The 14,263-nt window shown below is 44.0% G+C and carries 12 protein-coding genes; 3 read left to right on the forward strand and 9 right to left on the reverse strand.

Translation table 11 applies throughout. The annotated features are described in order from the left end of the window. Positions 1–6: 6 nt before the first annotated feature. Positions 7–1,008, reverse strand: coding sequence for a GPR endopeptidase (gpr, locus tag MHI12_RS21405; RefSeq protein ID WP_036615103.1), 1,002 nt, complete (start codon positions 1,006–1,008; stop codon positions 7–9). Between the two features lie 175 nt (positions 1,009–1,183). Here gpr and rpsT point away from each other — a divergent pair, with 175 nt between their 5' ends. Next, positions 1,184–1,456, forward strand: coding sequence for a 30S ribosomal protein S20 (rpsT, locus tag MHI12_RS21410; protein WP_024628504.1), 273 nt, complete (start codon positions 1,184–1,186; stop codon positions 1,454–1,456). A gap of 187 nt (positions 1,457–1,643) precedes the next feature. Here rpsT and holA read toward each other — a convergent pair whose 3' ends face one another. From holA to MHI12_RS21425, 3 genes are all read right to left on the reverse strand, one after another. Then, positions 1,644–2,660: a DNA polymerase III subunit delta gene (gene holA, locus MHI12_RS21415; RefSeq protein WP_036668560.1), complete on the reverse strand. Its 1,017-nt coding sequence runs from the start codon at positions 2,658–2,660 to the stop codon at positions 1,644–1,646. A 257-nt stretch (positions 2,661–2,917) separates the two neighbouring features. Beyond that, positions 2,918–4,201, reverse strand: coding sequence for a zf-HC2 domain-containing protein (locus MHI12_RS21420; protein ID WP_047843800.1), 1,284 nt, complete (start codon positions 4,199–4,201; stop codon positions 2,918–2,920). Further along, positions 4,198–4,746 (reverse strand): RNA polymerase sigma factor, encoded by a 549-nt coding sequence (locus MHI12_RS21425; RefSeq protein ID WP_017687205.1) that lies wholly within the window; start codon positions 4,744–4,746, stop codon positions 4,198–4,200. Before MHI12_RS21425 ends, MHI12_RS21420 begins: the two co-directional genes overlap by 4 nt. 351 nt (positions 4,747–5,097) lie before the next feature. Between MHI12_RS21425 and MHI12_RS21430 the strand changes: the two genes are divergently transcribed. Continuing rightward, the gene (locus tag MHI12_RS21430) at positions 5,098–5,400 is read left to right on the forward strand and encodes a hypothetical protein (RefSeq protein ID WP_017687204.1); all 303 of its coding nucleotides are present in this window, start codon (positions 5,098–5,100) and stop codon (positions 5,398–5,400) included. Positions 5,401–5,640: 240 nt separating this feature from the next. On the opposite strand, the gene MHI12_RS21435 is transcribed toward MHI12_RS21430, so the two are convergent. The 4 genes from MHI12_RS21435 to MHI12_RS21450 form a co-directional block, all read right to left on the reverse strand. Continuing rightward, the gene (locus MHI12_RS21435; RefSeq protein ID WP_405170242.1) at positions 5,641–7,080 is read right to left on the reverse strand and encodes a polysaccharide deacetylase family protein; all 1,440 of its coding nucleotides are present in this window, start codon (positions 7,078–7,080) and stop codon (positions 5,641–5,643) included. Positions 7,081–7,781: 701 nt separating this feature from the next. Beyond that, on the reverse strand, positions 7,782–8,558 hold the full coding sequence (locus tag MHI12_RS21440; protein WP_405170243.1) for a DUF3298 domain-containing protein: 777 nt from the start codon (positions 8,556–8,558) through the stop codon (positions 7,782–7,784). Positions 8,559–8,728: 170 nt separating this feature from the next. Further along, the gene (locus MHI12_RS21445) at positions 8,729–9,619 is read right to left on the reverse strand and encodes a DUF3298 domain-containing protein (RefSeq protein WP_347397801.1); all 891 of its coding nucleotides are present in this window, start codon (positions 9,617–9,619) and stop codon (positions 8,729–8,731) included. Between the two features lies 1 nt (position 9,620). Next, entirely contained in the window at positions 9,621–10,127 is a 507-nt protein-coding gene (locus MHI12_RS21450) for a sigma-70 family RNA polymerase sigma factor (RefSeq protein WP_341008244.1), read from the reverse strand. Between the two features lie 794 nt (positions 10,128–10,921). Here MHI12_RS21450 and MHI12_RS21455 point away from each other — a divergent pair. Then, positions 10,922–11,374, forward strand: coding sequence for a hypothetical protein (locus MHI12_RS21455; protein WP_341008245.1), 453 nt, complete (start codon positions 10,922–10,924; stop codon positions 11,372–11,374). Positions 11,375–11,389: 15 nt separating this feature from the next. Here MHI12_RS21455 and MHI12_RS21460 read toward each other — a convergent pair whose 3' ends face one another. After that, a complete protein-coding gene (locus tag MHI12_RS21460) occupies positions 11,390–14,260 on the reverse strand; it encodes a ComEC/Rec2 family competence protein (protein ID WP_405170244.1) in 2,871 nt (956 codons plus the stop codon). Between the last annotated feature and the right edge of the window lie 3 nt (positions 14,261–14,263).

A 14,263-nucleotide genomic window follows, 5' to 3' on the forward strand; every position in this document is an offset into this window, starting at 1 on the left:
TAAGTTTTAATGTGTATAGGCGGCTACGTTATCCGGATTCACGGCATCATGGAGTGCCGCGTTAAGTCCTGTAGCAATAACATTGGCAATTCCCTCAATAAACTCATCGATTTCCTTTGGGGTAACAATGAGGTCATGACCTAGTGGCTCCAGTACCTCTTTCACCAGACTCAAGCGATCTTGCTCACCAATGTCGTCCAGCATACCCATGATCTGTTTGGTCTGATCCGTTTCCTGGCGGAAGTGTGAGCGCATCATCTCAATCACATTGTTCACAATGGTGGACGCATAACATACGGTTGGTACTCCGATGGCGATGCAAGGCACACCTAATATCTCACGGGTCAGGCCACGCCGTTTGTTTCCAATACCGGAACCAGGATGAATACCAATGTCTGCTACCTGAATCGTTGTATTTACACGTTCCAAGGAACGGGAGGCTAGCGCATCAATCGCAATAATGGCATCCGGCTTGGTCCGGTCTACAATCCCCTGTACGATGTCACTGGATTCAATGCCCGTTGTACCTAACACGCCGGGAGCAATCGCGCTGACTTCCCGATACCCTGGCGCAACCTGATCTGGCACCAATTCGAAATACTGACGCGTCACCATCAGATTTTCCACAACAAGTGGACCGAGTGAATCCGGGGTGACATTTAAGTTGCCCAAGCCAACAATCAAGACCTTGGAGGTTTTGTTGATTCCTGCCTTAACCATAAAATCTTCCATTTCACGTGTGAACTCGGCAGCAACTCGCTCCTGTAACTCGGTATCACCATTCCGTAGTGAAGGTACTTCCAAGGTGACATAGTGGCCTTTTACCCGACCAATGGCCGTGGCTGCTTCTTCAGTCAGGACATCAATACGTGTAATCGTAATGCCCTCTTTTTTCTCTACATCTTCCTGTAGTCCGGGAATCGTCTGTTTCTGTCCACCTTGCGCCATTTCCTTGGAGTCGATCGCCAAATCGGTACGAACTGTATAGTTTTGCAAATCCAGTGTCATTCTGTCCCTGCCTCCCTTACCGCATTTGAGCATATTGTGTGGGAAAAAGGGTTTCTTTATACAGCATGTCGAACATCGTAGGAATATCTGTTGCATTTTACATGCTAGCGTGATAGAATATTTTAAGTTGTGAAACGTTTGTATTCATGCAAATGCCTTACAGGAGGTGAATGTAATGCCAAACATCAAATCCGCTGTTAAACGCGTAAAAACGAGCGACAAGCGCCGCGCACTCAACGCTTCTCAGAAGTCTGCACTCCGTACAGCTGTTAAAGCTGCTGATGCTGCTCTGGTAAGTAACGAAGTTGATACTGCAAAAGCTGCGATTCAAGCTGCTTCCAAAAAGCTGGACAAGGCTGTAACTAAAGGTCTGGTTCATAAAAATGCTGCAGCACGCAAAAAGTCTCGCTTGGCGAAAAAACTGAACGCTCTTTCCGCACAAGCGTAAGAAGCGTTACTTATACGATCCAATGGAAAAATCCTGAACAGCATAGGCTTTCAGGATTTTTTAGTATCTGATTCGATAAGTATAAGACAAACATAAAGCGACCTTTATTCCGATGATTAACTATCATGGAGCAAAGGTCGCTTTGTTTGTTATTCACACTAGTAATCTATTACGTTTACTTGTCCATTCATGCACCAAGTCTCAATAAGAACAGCTCCAGACCAAGTACTTTATCCACCGCTCCTGTTTTCATCTGGTAATCCAGTTCGCTGAGGTGACTCAAAATCATTCTCAGACGTTCCGGCTGAAATTTACGGGCTTGCTCACCTGCAATCTTAACAGCATACGGATGCAGACCAAGCTGACTGGCAATCTGCTGCTGGGAGTAACTTTGTTGCCCCAACTCTTTCACCTGGATCATGATCCGAAACTGGCGTGCGATTAGAGCCGCAATTTTAATCGGTTCTTCCCGCTGCTTCAGCAACTCATAGAAAAGAGCCAACGCTTTCTCCAGTCGCAAATTAGCGAGTTCCTCCACTAGTGAAAATACATTCTGCTCTGTACTACGGGCAACCAGTGACTCGATATCAGCACGTTTGATTGTCCCCCCATTACCCGCAAACAAACATAACTTATCTACTTCAGCAGACAGGGTCTGAAGACCTGTTCCTGCATAGCTGATCAACGTTTCCGCCGCTCCCGTCTCCAAGGAAACATCCCGCTGCTTCGCAAGTTTCACTATCCAATTCAATAACTCTTCTCCACTGAGTGGAGCAAAAGCAAGAACTACTGCCTGTTTCTTGACAGCTTTCACCAGTTTCTTACGCTCATCCAGCTTATCCCCTTGGGCCAGGAAAACAATCGTACTGTAATCTGCCGGATTTTCCATATATGTAAGCAGACGATCAACCTGATGTTCAATCTTGGATTCTTTACCTGCGGTGAACAGGCTCGCATCCCTTACGATAATTAATTTGCGTGGAACCAGAAAAGGTACAGTCTCTGCTTCTTCAATAACAACCTCCACAGCCGTTTCAGACAAATCATATGGAATAATCGCAAAATCACGATGTTCTTCTTCAATAACCTGTTCTTTTAACATATCCGTAAATTGCTGTATCTGGTACTTCTCCGTTCCGTACAGCACATAGATCGGTGCCGTTTCTCCATTACGTATTGCCTTTGTTGCACTTTTTACATCCATTCACGGCGCCTCCTTATCCCTCTTATCCTACCAGAAAAAACGCAAGACAACAAAGGGACCTTACATCCAGTTATGGATGAAGGTCCCCTGTCCTACATCTATATAAACGCTGACACCAGCAGTTCTAGAAAAAGCCGGTGCGCGGTCATACGACGTCAGTTGCTTGAACTGAGATAGGACGTTTTGTTACTTCTACTATATGCTTGTCATACTGAAAATGTTCTTTCGTTTTAGAGGAGCGCACTCCCCATTTTTAATTATTTCGCAGGAGCTCCACCTGAAACAGCAGGTACATTAAACGAGTTCTTCGCCGTTGTTCCGTCCTTGTCCGTTTCGTAATTAAATAGGGTACCATCCTTTGACCAACTCGCTGACTTCAGTGTCCCCTCTATACTGCGTTGTTCAACCAAATTTAGAACATCCGGTTCGCTCACAGGTTTGGAGTATATGCTGATTTGATCACCAATAAGCATAACTACATAGGAGCCGTCAGGTGACTTCCATTCTTTTGGTGCTGCTGTTGTAGCCATTCCCTGATCCGGTCCTGCTGCGAATCCTTTGTTTCCTCCAGAAGCGTCTGCACCTGCACTGGAATCAGGTACAGTGTTACCTTCAACCGGAGCATCTTCAGTCATATTAGGTGTTGTATCCTGAGAAGTGAAGGATTGCGCATCTCCATTTTCTGTTTCTGTTACTCCACTCTCTTCCCCATCTGCAGAAGATTTAGGAGAATCTCCTGATCCCTGAATTCTCTGCTCAGAATCTTGGTTTTGAGCCGGATTCTTCTGATTATCGGTCGAAGGAGTTCTGGACGAATTATCCTGCGGTCCTTTATTCGGAGCAGGCGTTGATTCAGTAGCCGGTTGTTGAGGTGTCGGATCTGACTGAACTTCAGGCTCCTGTACCTCATCTCCCCCGTTCTCTTCAGGCATTGTTTCTACGTCTTGGTTATCTGGTTTAGTTGGTGAAACATTCGATTGATCCACAAACACATCGTTGCTACTTGGTTGGGACGAAGTGGCAGGATCATAATTTTCAATATTCTTGCTTAATGGATTCTCGTCCACATTGCCGCTCTCTTGAGAAGCTCCAGAGCTCATCAGCATGGAATCGGCATTCTCAATCTGTTCAGGCGGATTTCCCCAGATGGCAAATCCCAATATAACTGCCGCAGCCGCTGCACCCATGGACATACGTCCTGCCATCGAGTTAAGCCATTTTTGCTTCGTTTTCCGCTCACTTGAACGTTGTAAATTCTCAAATGCAGCGGGGACAGGATTCATTTCCTGTATGGTGCTACTTTGTTCCCTCCGCGCTTCGTCAATGGCATCAAGCTGTGGCATAATCGCATCAACCAGACTAAATTTCGGGCTTACTTGCGGTAATTCTTCCAGTTCTCTGGAAAGAGCTCTGAGTAAACTAAAATTCTCGGCGCACTCCGGACACTTCGCCACATGCTGTAGCATCTGCGCGGTTTCCGCCTCGCCCAGATCATGATCCAGATAGCGGTGCATCCATTCCACCACCTCTTCGCATTTCATCCTGTCACACCACCTTTCTGATATTCCTGTAGTAGATTCTGTAATTGCTGCCTGGCTCTAAATAAATAAGATTTCACCGTATTCAACGGAAGATCGAGACAATCCGCAATTTCATTGTAGGATAAGTCCTGCAAATATCTTAGAACAATAACGGTACGATGATGCTCGGGAAGCTTGTTGATCGCATCCTGAATGTCCTGGGCCACATATGTAGACATGACCTCGTACTCCACATCCTGATTATCCTGAAAAACCATGTCATGTTCGTCAATGGAGACGGACGGCTTGGTTCTTCTGAATTTATCAATACAGATGTTCGTGACGATGCGTTGTACCCATGTTTTGAATTGGGCCTTTTCTTCGTATGAATTGATTTTGGTGTAAATTCGGATCAACGCTTCCTGCGCAGCATCCAAAGCGTCCTGTTCATTATTTAGAATGTAATATGCGGTCCGATAGACATGTTGTTCAATCTCCCGCAATAGGGTAATTAGAGCGTCGCGATCGCCCGATTGAGCGGCTCTGATGAGTTCCGGCTCTACCACAAAGGATCCCCCTCTCCCTGCAACCTTACAGACGTGATCATCAATAAAATTGTTGCAAAGTTAAGTATTTTTTTAATTTGCCATAACAAAATAACGGCGTATGTATTAGGGCCGCTGAAATCTTCTCTTAGAATAACAGAAATTGCATAACGAGTCACCAAACGTATCCAAAAGGGATTCCATTACTTACACGACTCAATTCAAATGCAATGGCATACATTATAGATAAGCACTTTTTTGGTTCCTAAAATAAAAAAAGTCGAAATTTGTCCAAATTTAAGCTGATTTTAATGCAATTTTCATGAAAATAGTGTATTGTAAATTTACATTCATAAACACGAGGTGATGAGCATGCCAGCTCTTGCGAAAATTCAAGCTTTAAAAGAACAAATGCCCAAAGAATATCAAAGTATTTCCCACTTTGTTGAACATGCATTGGAGTCCATTGATACTCTGGTCGAGGAACATCGGAAGTACGTAGCTGCACAGGCATTATACGGCGATAAAATCGTTGGATCGGAAGAACGCTTGTACAGAGAAACCGTGCTGGATGTCAGAGCACAGCTATTGATGACTCTTGAGAAAACGGTAGAAGATCTGTTGCACAAGGGCGACAAACACTGGAGCAAACACTTTAAGGATGGCGTAGAGTAGCTCTTATATTTCTTCTACATTTTGAAAAAATGGCCCGTTTTCCGATATTCTCCCTCCTGGGGTGTAACGGAAAGCGGGCTTTTTTTGTGCTGTGACTTGTAATCAAATGAAACAGCAAGGAATGATTTTTAAATCCAAATAAATGAAGGTCGGTTTATATAGGATAGTACAAATCCATTCTTATAGAAGAGTACAAACCTTAGAAAAACAAAGGTTTGTACCTCTTTTGGTGTGATGAACTTATTGATTATAATAAGGGCCATTTCCTGTGGATTCATTCAAGGACAACAACTGAGAAACCGTTACGAATTGGTAGCCTTGCTTTTTTAGTGATTTAAGCATTTGGGGCAGTGCATCAGCTGTAGAAGCGTGAATATCATGCATAAGTACAATAGAACCTGATCTGATGTTTTTAGCAACCTCTTTATTTACAGCTTGGGCGTTCCGGCTTTTCCAATCCAGCGAATCCACAGACCATAAAATAATGGGTGTTTTCTGTTCTTTGGTGACTTTTTTGACTGATTCATTCATAGCACCATAAGGCGGACGGAATAGGGTTGGTTTTTCTCCAGTCGCATCTTTGATTTGGTGGTATGATTCTATGATTTGTTTGCGCACCTCACTCAGGCTCATATTAGCAAGATTCGGATGACTCTTGGAGTGATTGCCGATCTCGTGGCCGGCCTCAGCAACCTTTTTAGCCATATCAGGATAATACTCTACTTGTACGCCCAGCATGAAGAAAGTAGCCTTCGCGTTGTACTCCTTCAAAGTCTTTAGAACTCTAGGTGTCACCCTTGGGTGAGGCCCGTCATCAAAGGTAAGAGCCACATATTTCCCTTTAGGATCAAGCGGAGGCTGAGTTGGCCTCTTCCCTTTTGGCTCATCGTTATTTTCATAAGTGATATTCCACTTTTTGGTGAGGTCCTTTTTCAAGTAGGAATGCAAGGATTTCAGTGGAATGTTCACTTGGACCGTTCCGGCTACACCAGCAGCAATCTCGTATTTATTAAAGTATAGAGTAAAGACTCCGTTACCTATGGACCATTTCCATTCAGATGTATTTTTCATAGATTTTTGAAGTTCTGCTTCGAATACATAAGAGTGGACGTTTTTCTGTTTCTTCAATTCTTCCTTCACGATGGACATAATATGGTCAACAGCTGCTTTGTCATAAGTCATGATATCGGATAAATTCAAAATTTTATTTTCAGCTGTGTCGATATTAAAAGATTTTATTATCGATTGTCCATTAGCACTGCCTGCGGTGATTTGATAGGAAGTGAACACTAAACTATATAAATGGTCACTAATTTTATTCGTATCTACTGTAATATTCAATTCAGCACGATAATCGCCTTGAAGCGTTTTAGCACCGGTTTTAACCTGGGTTAAGAATTTCTTTTCCTGATCATTGACCCACGTCTGAATAGGAGTATTAAGCTCCTTGCTGTTTGTGAGAACGTTGCTAATCGACAATATATAATGCTTCGTATTCTTCGTCCTTGTTTCGATATTTAAGCCTGGGTATGCACTGGGCGACACTTCAACGTTCTCTGTAACGCTGTGGTTTCCAGCTAGAACATTTTGCACCATTAAATTGATTCCTAGAATCCCGCCTGCTAATACAATAAATCCAACCAACCAAACGGGCCACCGTGTTTTCTTCCTTTTGTTCATTTCAAATCATCCTTATCTTTATTCTAATCATAAAACTGCAAGTCATTGTCTATCATTTCTTCCGTTATTCACATAAAACATCGATGACAGAAAAGCACCACTGAGTACCTTCACTCTCGACAGATCGATAATGAGGAGCCACGCAAATCCCCCTGAGCCCATTTGATATTAAGATGGTAGGCGATGACAGCCATGACGGATAATGCCCTTAAGCCATCAAGTCCTGGTATATAACGTTTACCATCGCCTCGTACCGGTGCAAAGTTCCGGATTAAACTTCCGAAATGATTCGTGTTGTCGTGCATTTCGCTTTCGTCCCTATCCTTTTTGATTTGTCGCTCATAGGCAGGACGCCGAGCTTATGAAAAAAGTTTTCTCCAATTAATGTAATCAATGAAGAGAACAAAACATTTTCATGGAACTTCTACCTTTAGAACTAAAAAAAGCATCCCGTAAGAAGAGAGTCTTCGGGATGCCACATTCAGAATAATCGTCATGTTTCCAGCATAAGACTTGAATTAATGTTGTACTTGTACATTTAGAATGTCGGACACAAATTGGATTGCACGTAAAACTGATTTTTATGAATCGAAGTGGCTACGCCGAGCGCTTTGGGAGCCATTCTCGAGAAGAAGCAAGCTGCCACCTTTTTCAGATCCAACTTTACTGCGACTTCTGGCTTCATATCATTCGGCTTTGCCTCAGAGGCTGGCATTCTTCAAATTGAAACGGAACTCCGGTGAACCCACATATCCCGGCGCGATACTGTATTTCGGGAAGACGATAACCAGTTCGCCTTTTTCAATATAAAACGACTGTTCCGTGAACGTCCCTTTGAATTCTTCCAGGAAGTACTGATCGGGATCCTTTCTTATTTGCGCAAGAATATCTGCATCAAGCTTTTCTTTATAGTTAGAACCGAGGATATCCTCCAGTGTCACGCGCTGAGCCGCAGAGGCATTTTTCAAGTTGTAGGTATCGATCCGGGGCATGCTCGTTCCACCCCTGTAACCTTCCGTGGTTACTTCAAGCGAAACTACTTCTGCCGGCTTTCCAGTTCCGTCCGACTTTAGCTTATAGCTGACGTAAAATTCATAGGGGTGGAACTTCTGGTGATTTACTTTTGCCTTTTTGGCCGTTTCTGCGGCATCCTTCTCCCACTGAGCAAGATCCTTTTGCGCACTGGATAAAAGGATGCCGTTCAGTTCATTCTGGTATCTGGTGTCCAGCATGCCATCCAGCTGCGGTACCTTGATGTTCACAATAAGGTTCTTGCTTGTTGTGCTCAGTACCTTCTCCACGATTTTTACTCCTGTAGCCGAAGGGACGGTTGCATGTACCTTAGAGCTGACAGTTACGTTTGCTGAAACAGGTGCCGAGGCCAGCGCATTTGCAGATAAGCTCGCTGCGCCGACGCCGAGCATGGCTACACAGCCCATGGCCCCCATCTTCATGTATTTTATCGTTTTCTTTTTCATAGCTTTCATCCTCCGTCTCTTTGTATGAGTGTCTAATCACGCACACTCATTGGCTAGACGCATGAGATGGTACAGAAAGTTTTGGAAAATCAACAATAGAACAATGTCTCTTCGACCAAAGTACTAACAAAAAAAACCGGCGCGGGGTACCCGATCACCGGTCTCTTCCATTATTTAATGTATTTGTTGTTAATCAGAACGTCTTTCAACACATCCGTGGGAATGACGAATTCCACAGAACCCATATAGCCTGGCGCGACGTCATATTCGTTGAAAGCAATCACCAGCTTGCCGTCGTTGTTGATATAGAAGCCTTGATCCTTCGCGATGCTCTGGAACTCACTGGTGATCGGCACGTCGGTAGCTCCCCGAGTCCAGTAAATCTTATTAGGGTCCGCTCTCATTTGCACCTGCATCTGCTCTTTAACGTTGTCGCTGATGAGCCGCACATAACGATCGTCCTTGAACAGCATCGGCAGAGTTATGAGGATTTGGTTTCTCTTATCGATCGTATCAAACTGAAACTCCTCCGAGGATGAAGCGGCGGTCTTGACCACGTATCTTTGTATAGATAAAATCTCGTCGTTGTCCGTCTTTACTTCATATCCGACATCAAGTCCCAGATGGCCTCCGCCTTGCTTCTTCAATTCGCTGATTTCCGCCTGGAACTTTTCGTAAAGCGCTTTGTTCTCCTTCATATATTTCTCGTTCAACCCGCTTTGCAACTGCTCATTCTCCATATCGGTAATGGAAGGCACTTTAATATTCGCATTGTAATTAGACTCGTCAACCACGTATTCCTTGAACGTGAGTACCTGAATAACCCGGTCCACACCCGGTATGGATGACAAGGCTTTCGCTACAGGAGGACTGACATTGATCGCAACAAGGAACATGAACGCAGCCGCACTGGAAACGGCTAACCATCTGTACTTTGAGCCGCGGCCCCTCCTTCCCTCCTTAGAGAATTTATGAATCGATTGGTTTACAATGCTATCCAATTCATCTGGAATGGGTATTTCTTGATATTCTTTTCGCAGCTGTTCCATGTTATTGTTCATCTTACTCGACTCCTTTGGTTGTTTCATCATTCATTTTGATTCGCAATAGCTGATGCGCCTGATACAGCCTTGTTTTAATCGTATTCACATTTTCATCCAGTACAGCAGCAACTTCTTCGATCTTCATATCTTCAAAATATCTCAGTATAATGACGCTCTTGTATTTATCCGGCAAGGATTCGAGCGTTTGCTTCAAATCAATGTCCGTATACGTATCTTCTGTCCCGGGGCTGTAGGTTTCGATCATTTCATGATCCATCGCCTGAACCTTTTTGTTACTACGCAGAAAATCCAGGGCGGTATTCACCACAATCCGGTAAAACCAGCTTTTTACCGCATCTGGGTTCTTCAAACGTTCGAGATGCGTCATCGCTTTGTATATGGAGTCTTGTACGATATCCAGGGCATCATCCTTATTTTTGACATAGCTATAAGCAAGTCGGTATACGTTCTCCTTATGCTCGGTAATACAGTGTGTAAGAATTTTTTCAGTTTTCCTATTAAACATGGTCGATTATCCCTTTTCTATATAAATCTTTTGTCGTAACAAGAAGTAAGACGTATACGGGTTCCCAAAAAGTTTTCGCATCCATAAATTTTTTTTTACTTCTGCAAATCGTTCAAGGCCCTCACAAACAGCTCAGCGTAAACCTCGACGCCTCTATTAAATGCACCTCGTCCTTTTAAAAATAATCTTCCCTTCCTTCACTTGCCGAATACCAGTCTACTACCGATGACCGAATTCATTTGAAACTTTTGAAGGTTTCTTTCCGAAAAAACAATGTATCACTCGGAACCGAAAGTCATTTGGTAGTCTGTTGCGCCTTTGTCGTTGTAGCCTTTCTATATTAACGATATTTCATATTTTTAATCCGTCTCCTTCTGATCTGTGCCGGTGGAACCACGCGCATTGAATTAATTTGCTTCGCGCTGGCCGCGAATTTCAATAGAAGGAATATCCATTTCAAAAGTTGCGACGTGTTCAATTATGACAGCTTCAATAAGTTCTTGAATTTTGTTAGTTATCAAATGATACACAGTAACTTGAACCGTCCAAATGCAATAATAAATGGGCATCCCATCCCTCATTTCCTACCATGCCACTACCAAAAAAATATATGTCACCACCATGAAATAAAAAAGTCGTTCGCAGCGAAACGACTTCTTTCTTTTATAGGTCAACTAAGTACTTTCTTTCTCTAATTCCCACTTTTCCTCAACCTCTGTATGTTAAAATATAGTAACTCCCTTAGCCTATCCTCTTGTTGAATATAGTTATTTAAGATGGAGGTTAATATTTAAATGACAAAAACCCATAGAATCAATAGGCCGCGCGGAAAAATACTTGCAGCTGTATTAACTGCAGTTCTCATTTCACTTGCAATGGGGATATATCACTATGTCCCTATAGATGAAAGATTAGAGAATACTTACTATTATTCATTCTGGTATAAATTTGCGGTTGGATTATTGATTAACCTCGCTATTTTACTTTTCTTAATTACGCCACTCTCTATATTAGTGGATGGATTACTTTTATACAGAAAAAAAGATAATACGTATATGAGATTGCTCGTTGCTATTGCCGCATATGGTCTATTAGGCTTCATAGGTGGGATCATCTACTCGATATTTATACTTAACTTTACTACTTTTTCTGCTCAAACTATCCACATTGTTGTATGTTCTCTTGTCTTTTTAACCTTCCAGTTGGTATTAAATCGGAGTTTTCTTCACTCATCTTCACACAGATAAATAGATTGTGTGCCTTCACTCAACCCCGACCAGCTTGTATCGAACATCAATCTCCCCATCTTTGACCCTCATCTGTACCTCACCCATCTGATCTGTCCGATAAATCTCTGACCCGGTAGCCTCCAGACGTTCCATCACTCCCGGATTGGGATGCCCATATGTATTGTTAACTCCTGCAGATATCACAGCGGTTTTGGCGTTCCAGTATTGGAGCCAGGCTTCGGTGGACGACGTTTTACTACCATGATGAGCGACCTTCAACACGTCAATGGATACAGATGCTGAAACATCATTTGAACTAACCTGCAACGGTCGTGTAAGTACCCTTTGTACAACTCCCTCTGTAACTCCAATATCTGAACCTTTCTGTTCAAACTGAGCAGCCAATGAGCCATCTTGAATCATATAGAGCAGGTCCTGCTCGGCCGCAGCATCCATATCCCCGGTGAACAACATGGAAGTTCCAGCCATTTCCAGCAAAAAGACAACCGAATCATGATTCTGATGTTCAGATACAGGCAAATTGCCTGATTCATTTACATCCATATGTGCCAGATCCGGAGCTATAAAATGTAAAATTGTCTCCTTATCAGCCTTATAGGACATGCCCTGCTGAATGGCGTACAGAGGAATTTTCCGTTCCATGGCCGTGTCCAGTAACTTATCAAAGTTATCCTTACCGCTGGTCGTTCCATTAAACATGAAACGTTTAACCGGAATCTGTTCCAGCACAGCCTGTAGTCCTCCGGCATGATCCTGGTCAGCATGCGTTACAATTACAGCATCCAGTTGATGGATACCTCTTTTTTTCAATAGAGGAACAACGACCTTGGCTCCCACCTCATACGGATCACGTCTTGTTTTCCAAGATTGTTCGTTGTTCCCAAAACTAACTGTTCCCCCGCCATCCACCAGAATGTGTTTGCCTTCCGGGGTTGTAATCAATGTGCTGTCCCCTTGGCCAATATCCAAAAACTGCACGATGCCGGTTCCAGCAGGCTTGGGAGTCTGATATGCCCACCATAATCCAGCAACAAAGCTGAGCGCGAGCAACCCGCACAACCATTGCTGAGCTTTGCTCATTCGTTCATGTGCATAATATCCTGCACCTCGTGCGGTAAATGCACTTGTATACTCCGGCCAGGCAATACTGGCTCCTAATGTCGTTAATGAAGTTTCTTTTCCACCTACATGGTTCTTACCTTGATACTGTGCCACGGTAGACATCGAAGAACGAATGCCCATATTCCCCATTGAAACTGAAGGCTGTCGCCTCACAAGAGGTGCCGTATCCTCCTCAATAAACGTTGTTTCTCGCTGCTCACCATTGCCACGATGCAACAGGTAGAGTAAGGCATACAACACAGCATAATATGCGGCGATCCATAACAAGGGCGGTGTTGCCCAGATCAATACAAAACCTGGCAAACTGTTCATCCACTCCACGCTTACAAATGTCAGTTGATTCAGTTGCATCGCAATCCATGCGAGAGGTTGCGCCAAGGGAACCCATATGAATGACAATAACATGGCGACCGTCCCCAGAGGTAATACAATGGCACTGATCAAAGAAACCAGCAGAAAGTTAGCTACAAATGAGAGTAGTGAGAACTGGTTGAAATACAAAATGGTTACTGGGAACGAAATCAGCTGAGCGGTCACGGTAACGGATGCCGTTGCTGCCAGAGATTTCGGCCAGCCGCTGAACAGCCGGTTAATCAATGGCATGTAGATCATCAAACCTGCGGTCACGAGAAAGGATAACTGGAAGCTCACGCTCAGCAAAAAGTACGGGTCCCACCACATCATCAGCAACGCTGCTGCACTAATCATCTGAAGACCGTCTCTCGCGAGGCCACGGCGTGCCATGTACAACCCAATCATGGACATAATTCCTGCCCGAATCACTGAAGGTGATCCACCGGATAAAAGTACATAAGCTGGCACCAGGATCAGAACAATCGTGAGTGCCGTCTCTCTGGTAAGCCTTAACCAGGATAGAATAAGGAGAAGAGAAGCTACATATACAGCGACATGGGTCCCGGAGATTGCCAGGATATGCGTTAGACCCAGTTGTGAAAACTGGCCATAGGTGCCAGGATCGATATCAGTAGCCATCCCGATAATAAGCCCCTTCATATATCCTGCATGAGGCTCTGGAAATAACTGATCAACCGCCGAGCCCAACTTATCCCTAGTCCAATCCGTCCACCGTAGTACGTTATATTGTCCAAGTCCCTCAGGAGCAACTGCTGTGACCGAACTGGCTCCCTTCACTTTGAACAACCAGTGGATATGCAGGGTGCGCAAGTAACTGCGATAATCAAACCCACCAAAGTTCCTGGCTTCACCAGGAAGGACAAAAGAACCATTAAGCGTAATCAAATCGCCCCTCTTCCAGCCCGCTGCTATCTGTTGTTCTTCTTCCTCCAACAGTCTGACTTGTACCATCAATTGTTCATCTATGTTGAATGCAGATGATGCTGTTGCCAGATCTGTATCTGCTAACGAATCCAAGGTTGGCAATATTGAAGACATCTGTATCTTAAAGTCAGCCCGATCTCCATCAATACGTACATCTGACACCAGCTCACCCTGAATTTCAGCTGACCATCCGTCCAACTCATGAGCAGCGATATGCATGGTCTCCGGCAGACTGCTATGATTGCGTGCGTCATTCCACTCCCAATGTGCGGCACCTCCAATAAAGGCAGCGAGTAAAAATAAAACAGACCATCCACGCACATCCATAAAACGAAGCAAAAGTGGAAGACATGCCAGAGCTCCAATTAACCCCCAGATTAACGTCCAGCCTGTTAACGCGCATGCTATCCCGCTCCCGCACAACCAACAAATCGTAAAACTTAATAATGGTCTGCCTTTCATTTC

Source organism: Paenibacillus sp. FSL H8-0280, assembly GCF_045040665.1.
In the GTDB taxonomy this organism is placed as follows: domain Bacteria; phylum Bacillota; class Bacilli; order Paenibacillales; family Paenibacillaceae; genus Paenibacillus; species Paenibacillus xylanexedens_A.

What these genes read in the sequence shown, in the direction of transcription:
- gpr (WP_036615103.1), bottom strand. Translation starts at nt 1,008, where the DNA reads ATGACACTGGATTTGCAAAACTATACAGTTCGTACCGATTTGGCGATC.
- rpsT (WP_024628504.1), top strand. Translation starts at nt 1,184, where the DNA reads ATGCCAAACATCAAATCCGCTGTTAAACGCGTAAAAACGAGCGACAAG.
- holA (WP_036668560.1), bottom strand. Translation starts at nt 2,660, where the DNA reads ATGGATGTAAAAAGTGCAACAAAGGCAATACGTAATGGAGAAACGGCA.
- MHI12_RS21420 (WP_047843800.1), bottom strand. Translation starts at nt 4,201, where the DNA reads ATGAAATGCGAAGAGGTGGTGGAATGGATGCACCGCTATCTGGATCAT.
- MHI12_RS21430 (WP_017687204.1), top strand. Translation starts at nt 5,098, where the DNA reads ATGCCAGCTCTTGCGAAAATTCAAGCTTTAAAAGAACAAATGCCCAAA.
- MHI12_RS21435 (WP_405170242.1), bottom strand. Translation starts at nt 7,080, where the DNA reads ATGAACAAAAGGAAGAAAACACGGTGGCCCGTTTGGTTGGTTGGATTT.
- MHI12_RS21440 (WP_405170243.1), bottom strand. Translation starts at nt 8,558, where the DNA reads ATGAAAAAGAAAACGATAAAATACATGAAGATGGGGGCCATGGGCTGT.
- MHI12_RS21445 (WP_347397801.1), bottom strand. Translation starts at nt 9,619, where the DNA reads ATGAACAATAACATGGAACAGCTGCGAAAAGAATATCAAGAAATACCC.
- MHI12_RS21450 (WP_341008244.1), bottom strand. Translation starts at nt 10,127, where the DNA reads ATGTTTAATAGGAAAACTGAAAAAATTCTTACACACTGTATTACCGAG.
- MHI12_RS21455 (WP_341008245.1), top strand. Translation starts at nt 10,922, where the DNA reads ATGACAAAAACCCATAGAATCAATAGGCCGCGCGGAAAAATACTTGCA.
- MHI12_RS21460 (WP_405170244.1), bottom strand. Translation starts at nt 14,260, where the DNA reads ATGAAAGGCAGACCATTATTAAGTTTTACGATTTGTTGGTTGTGCGGG.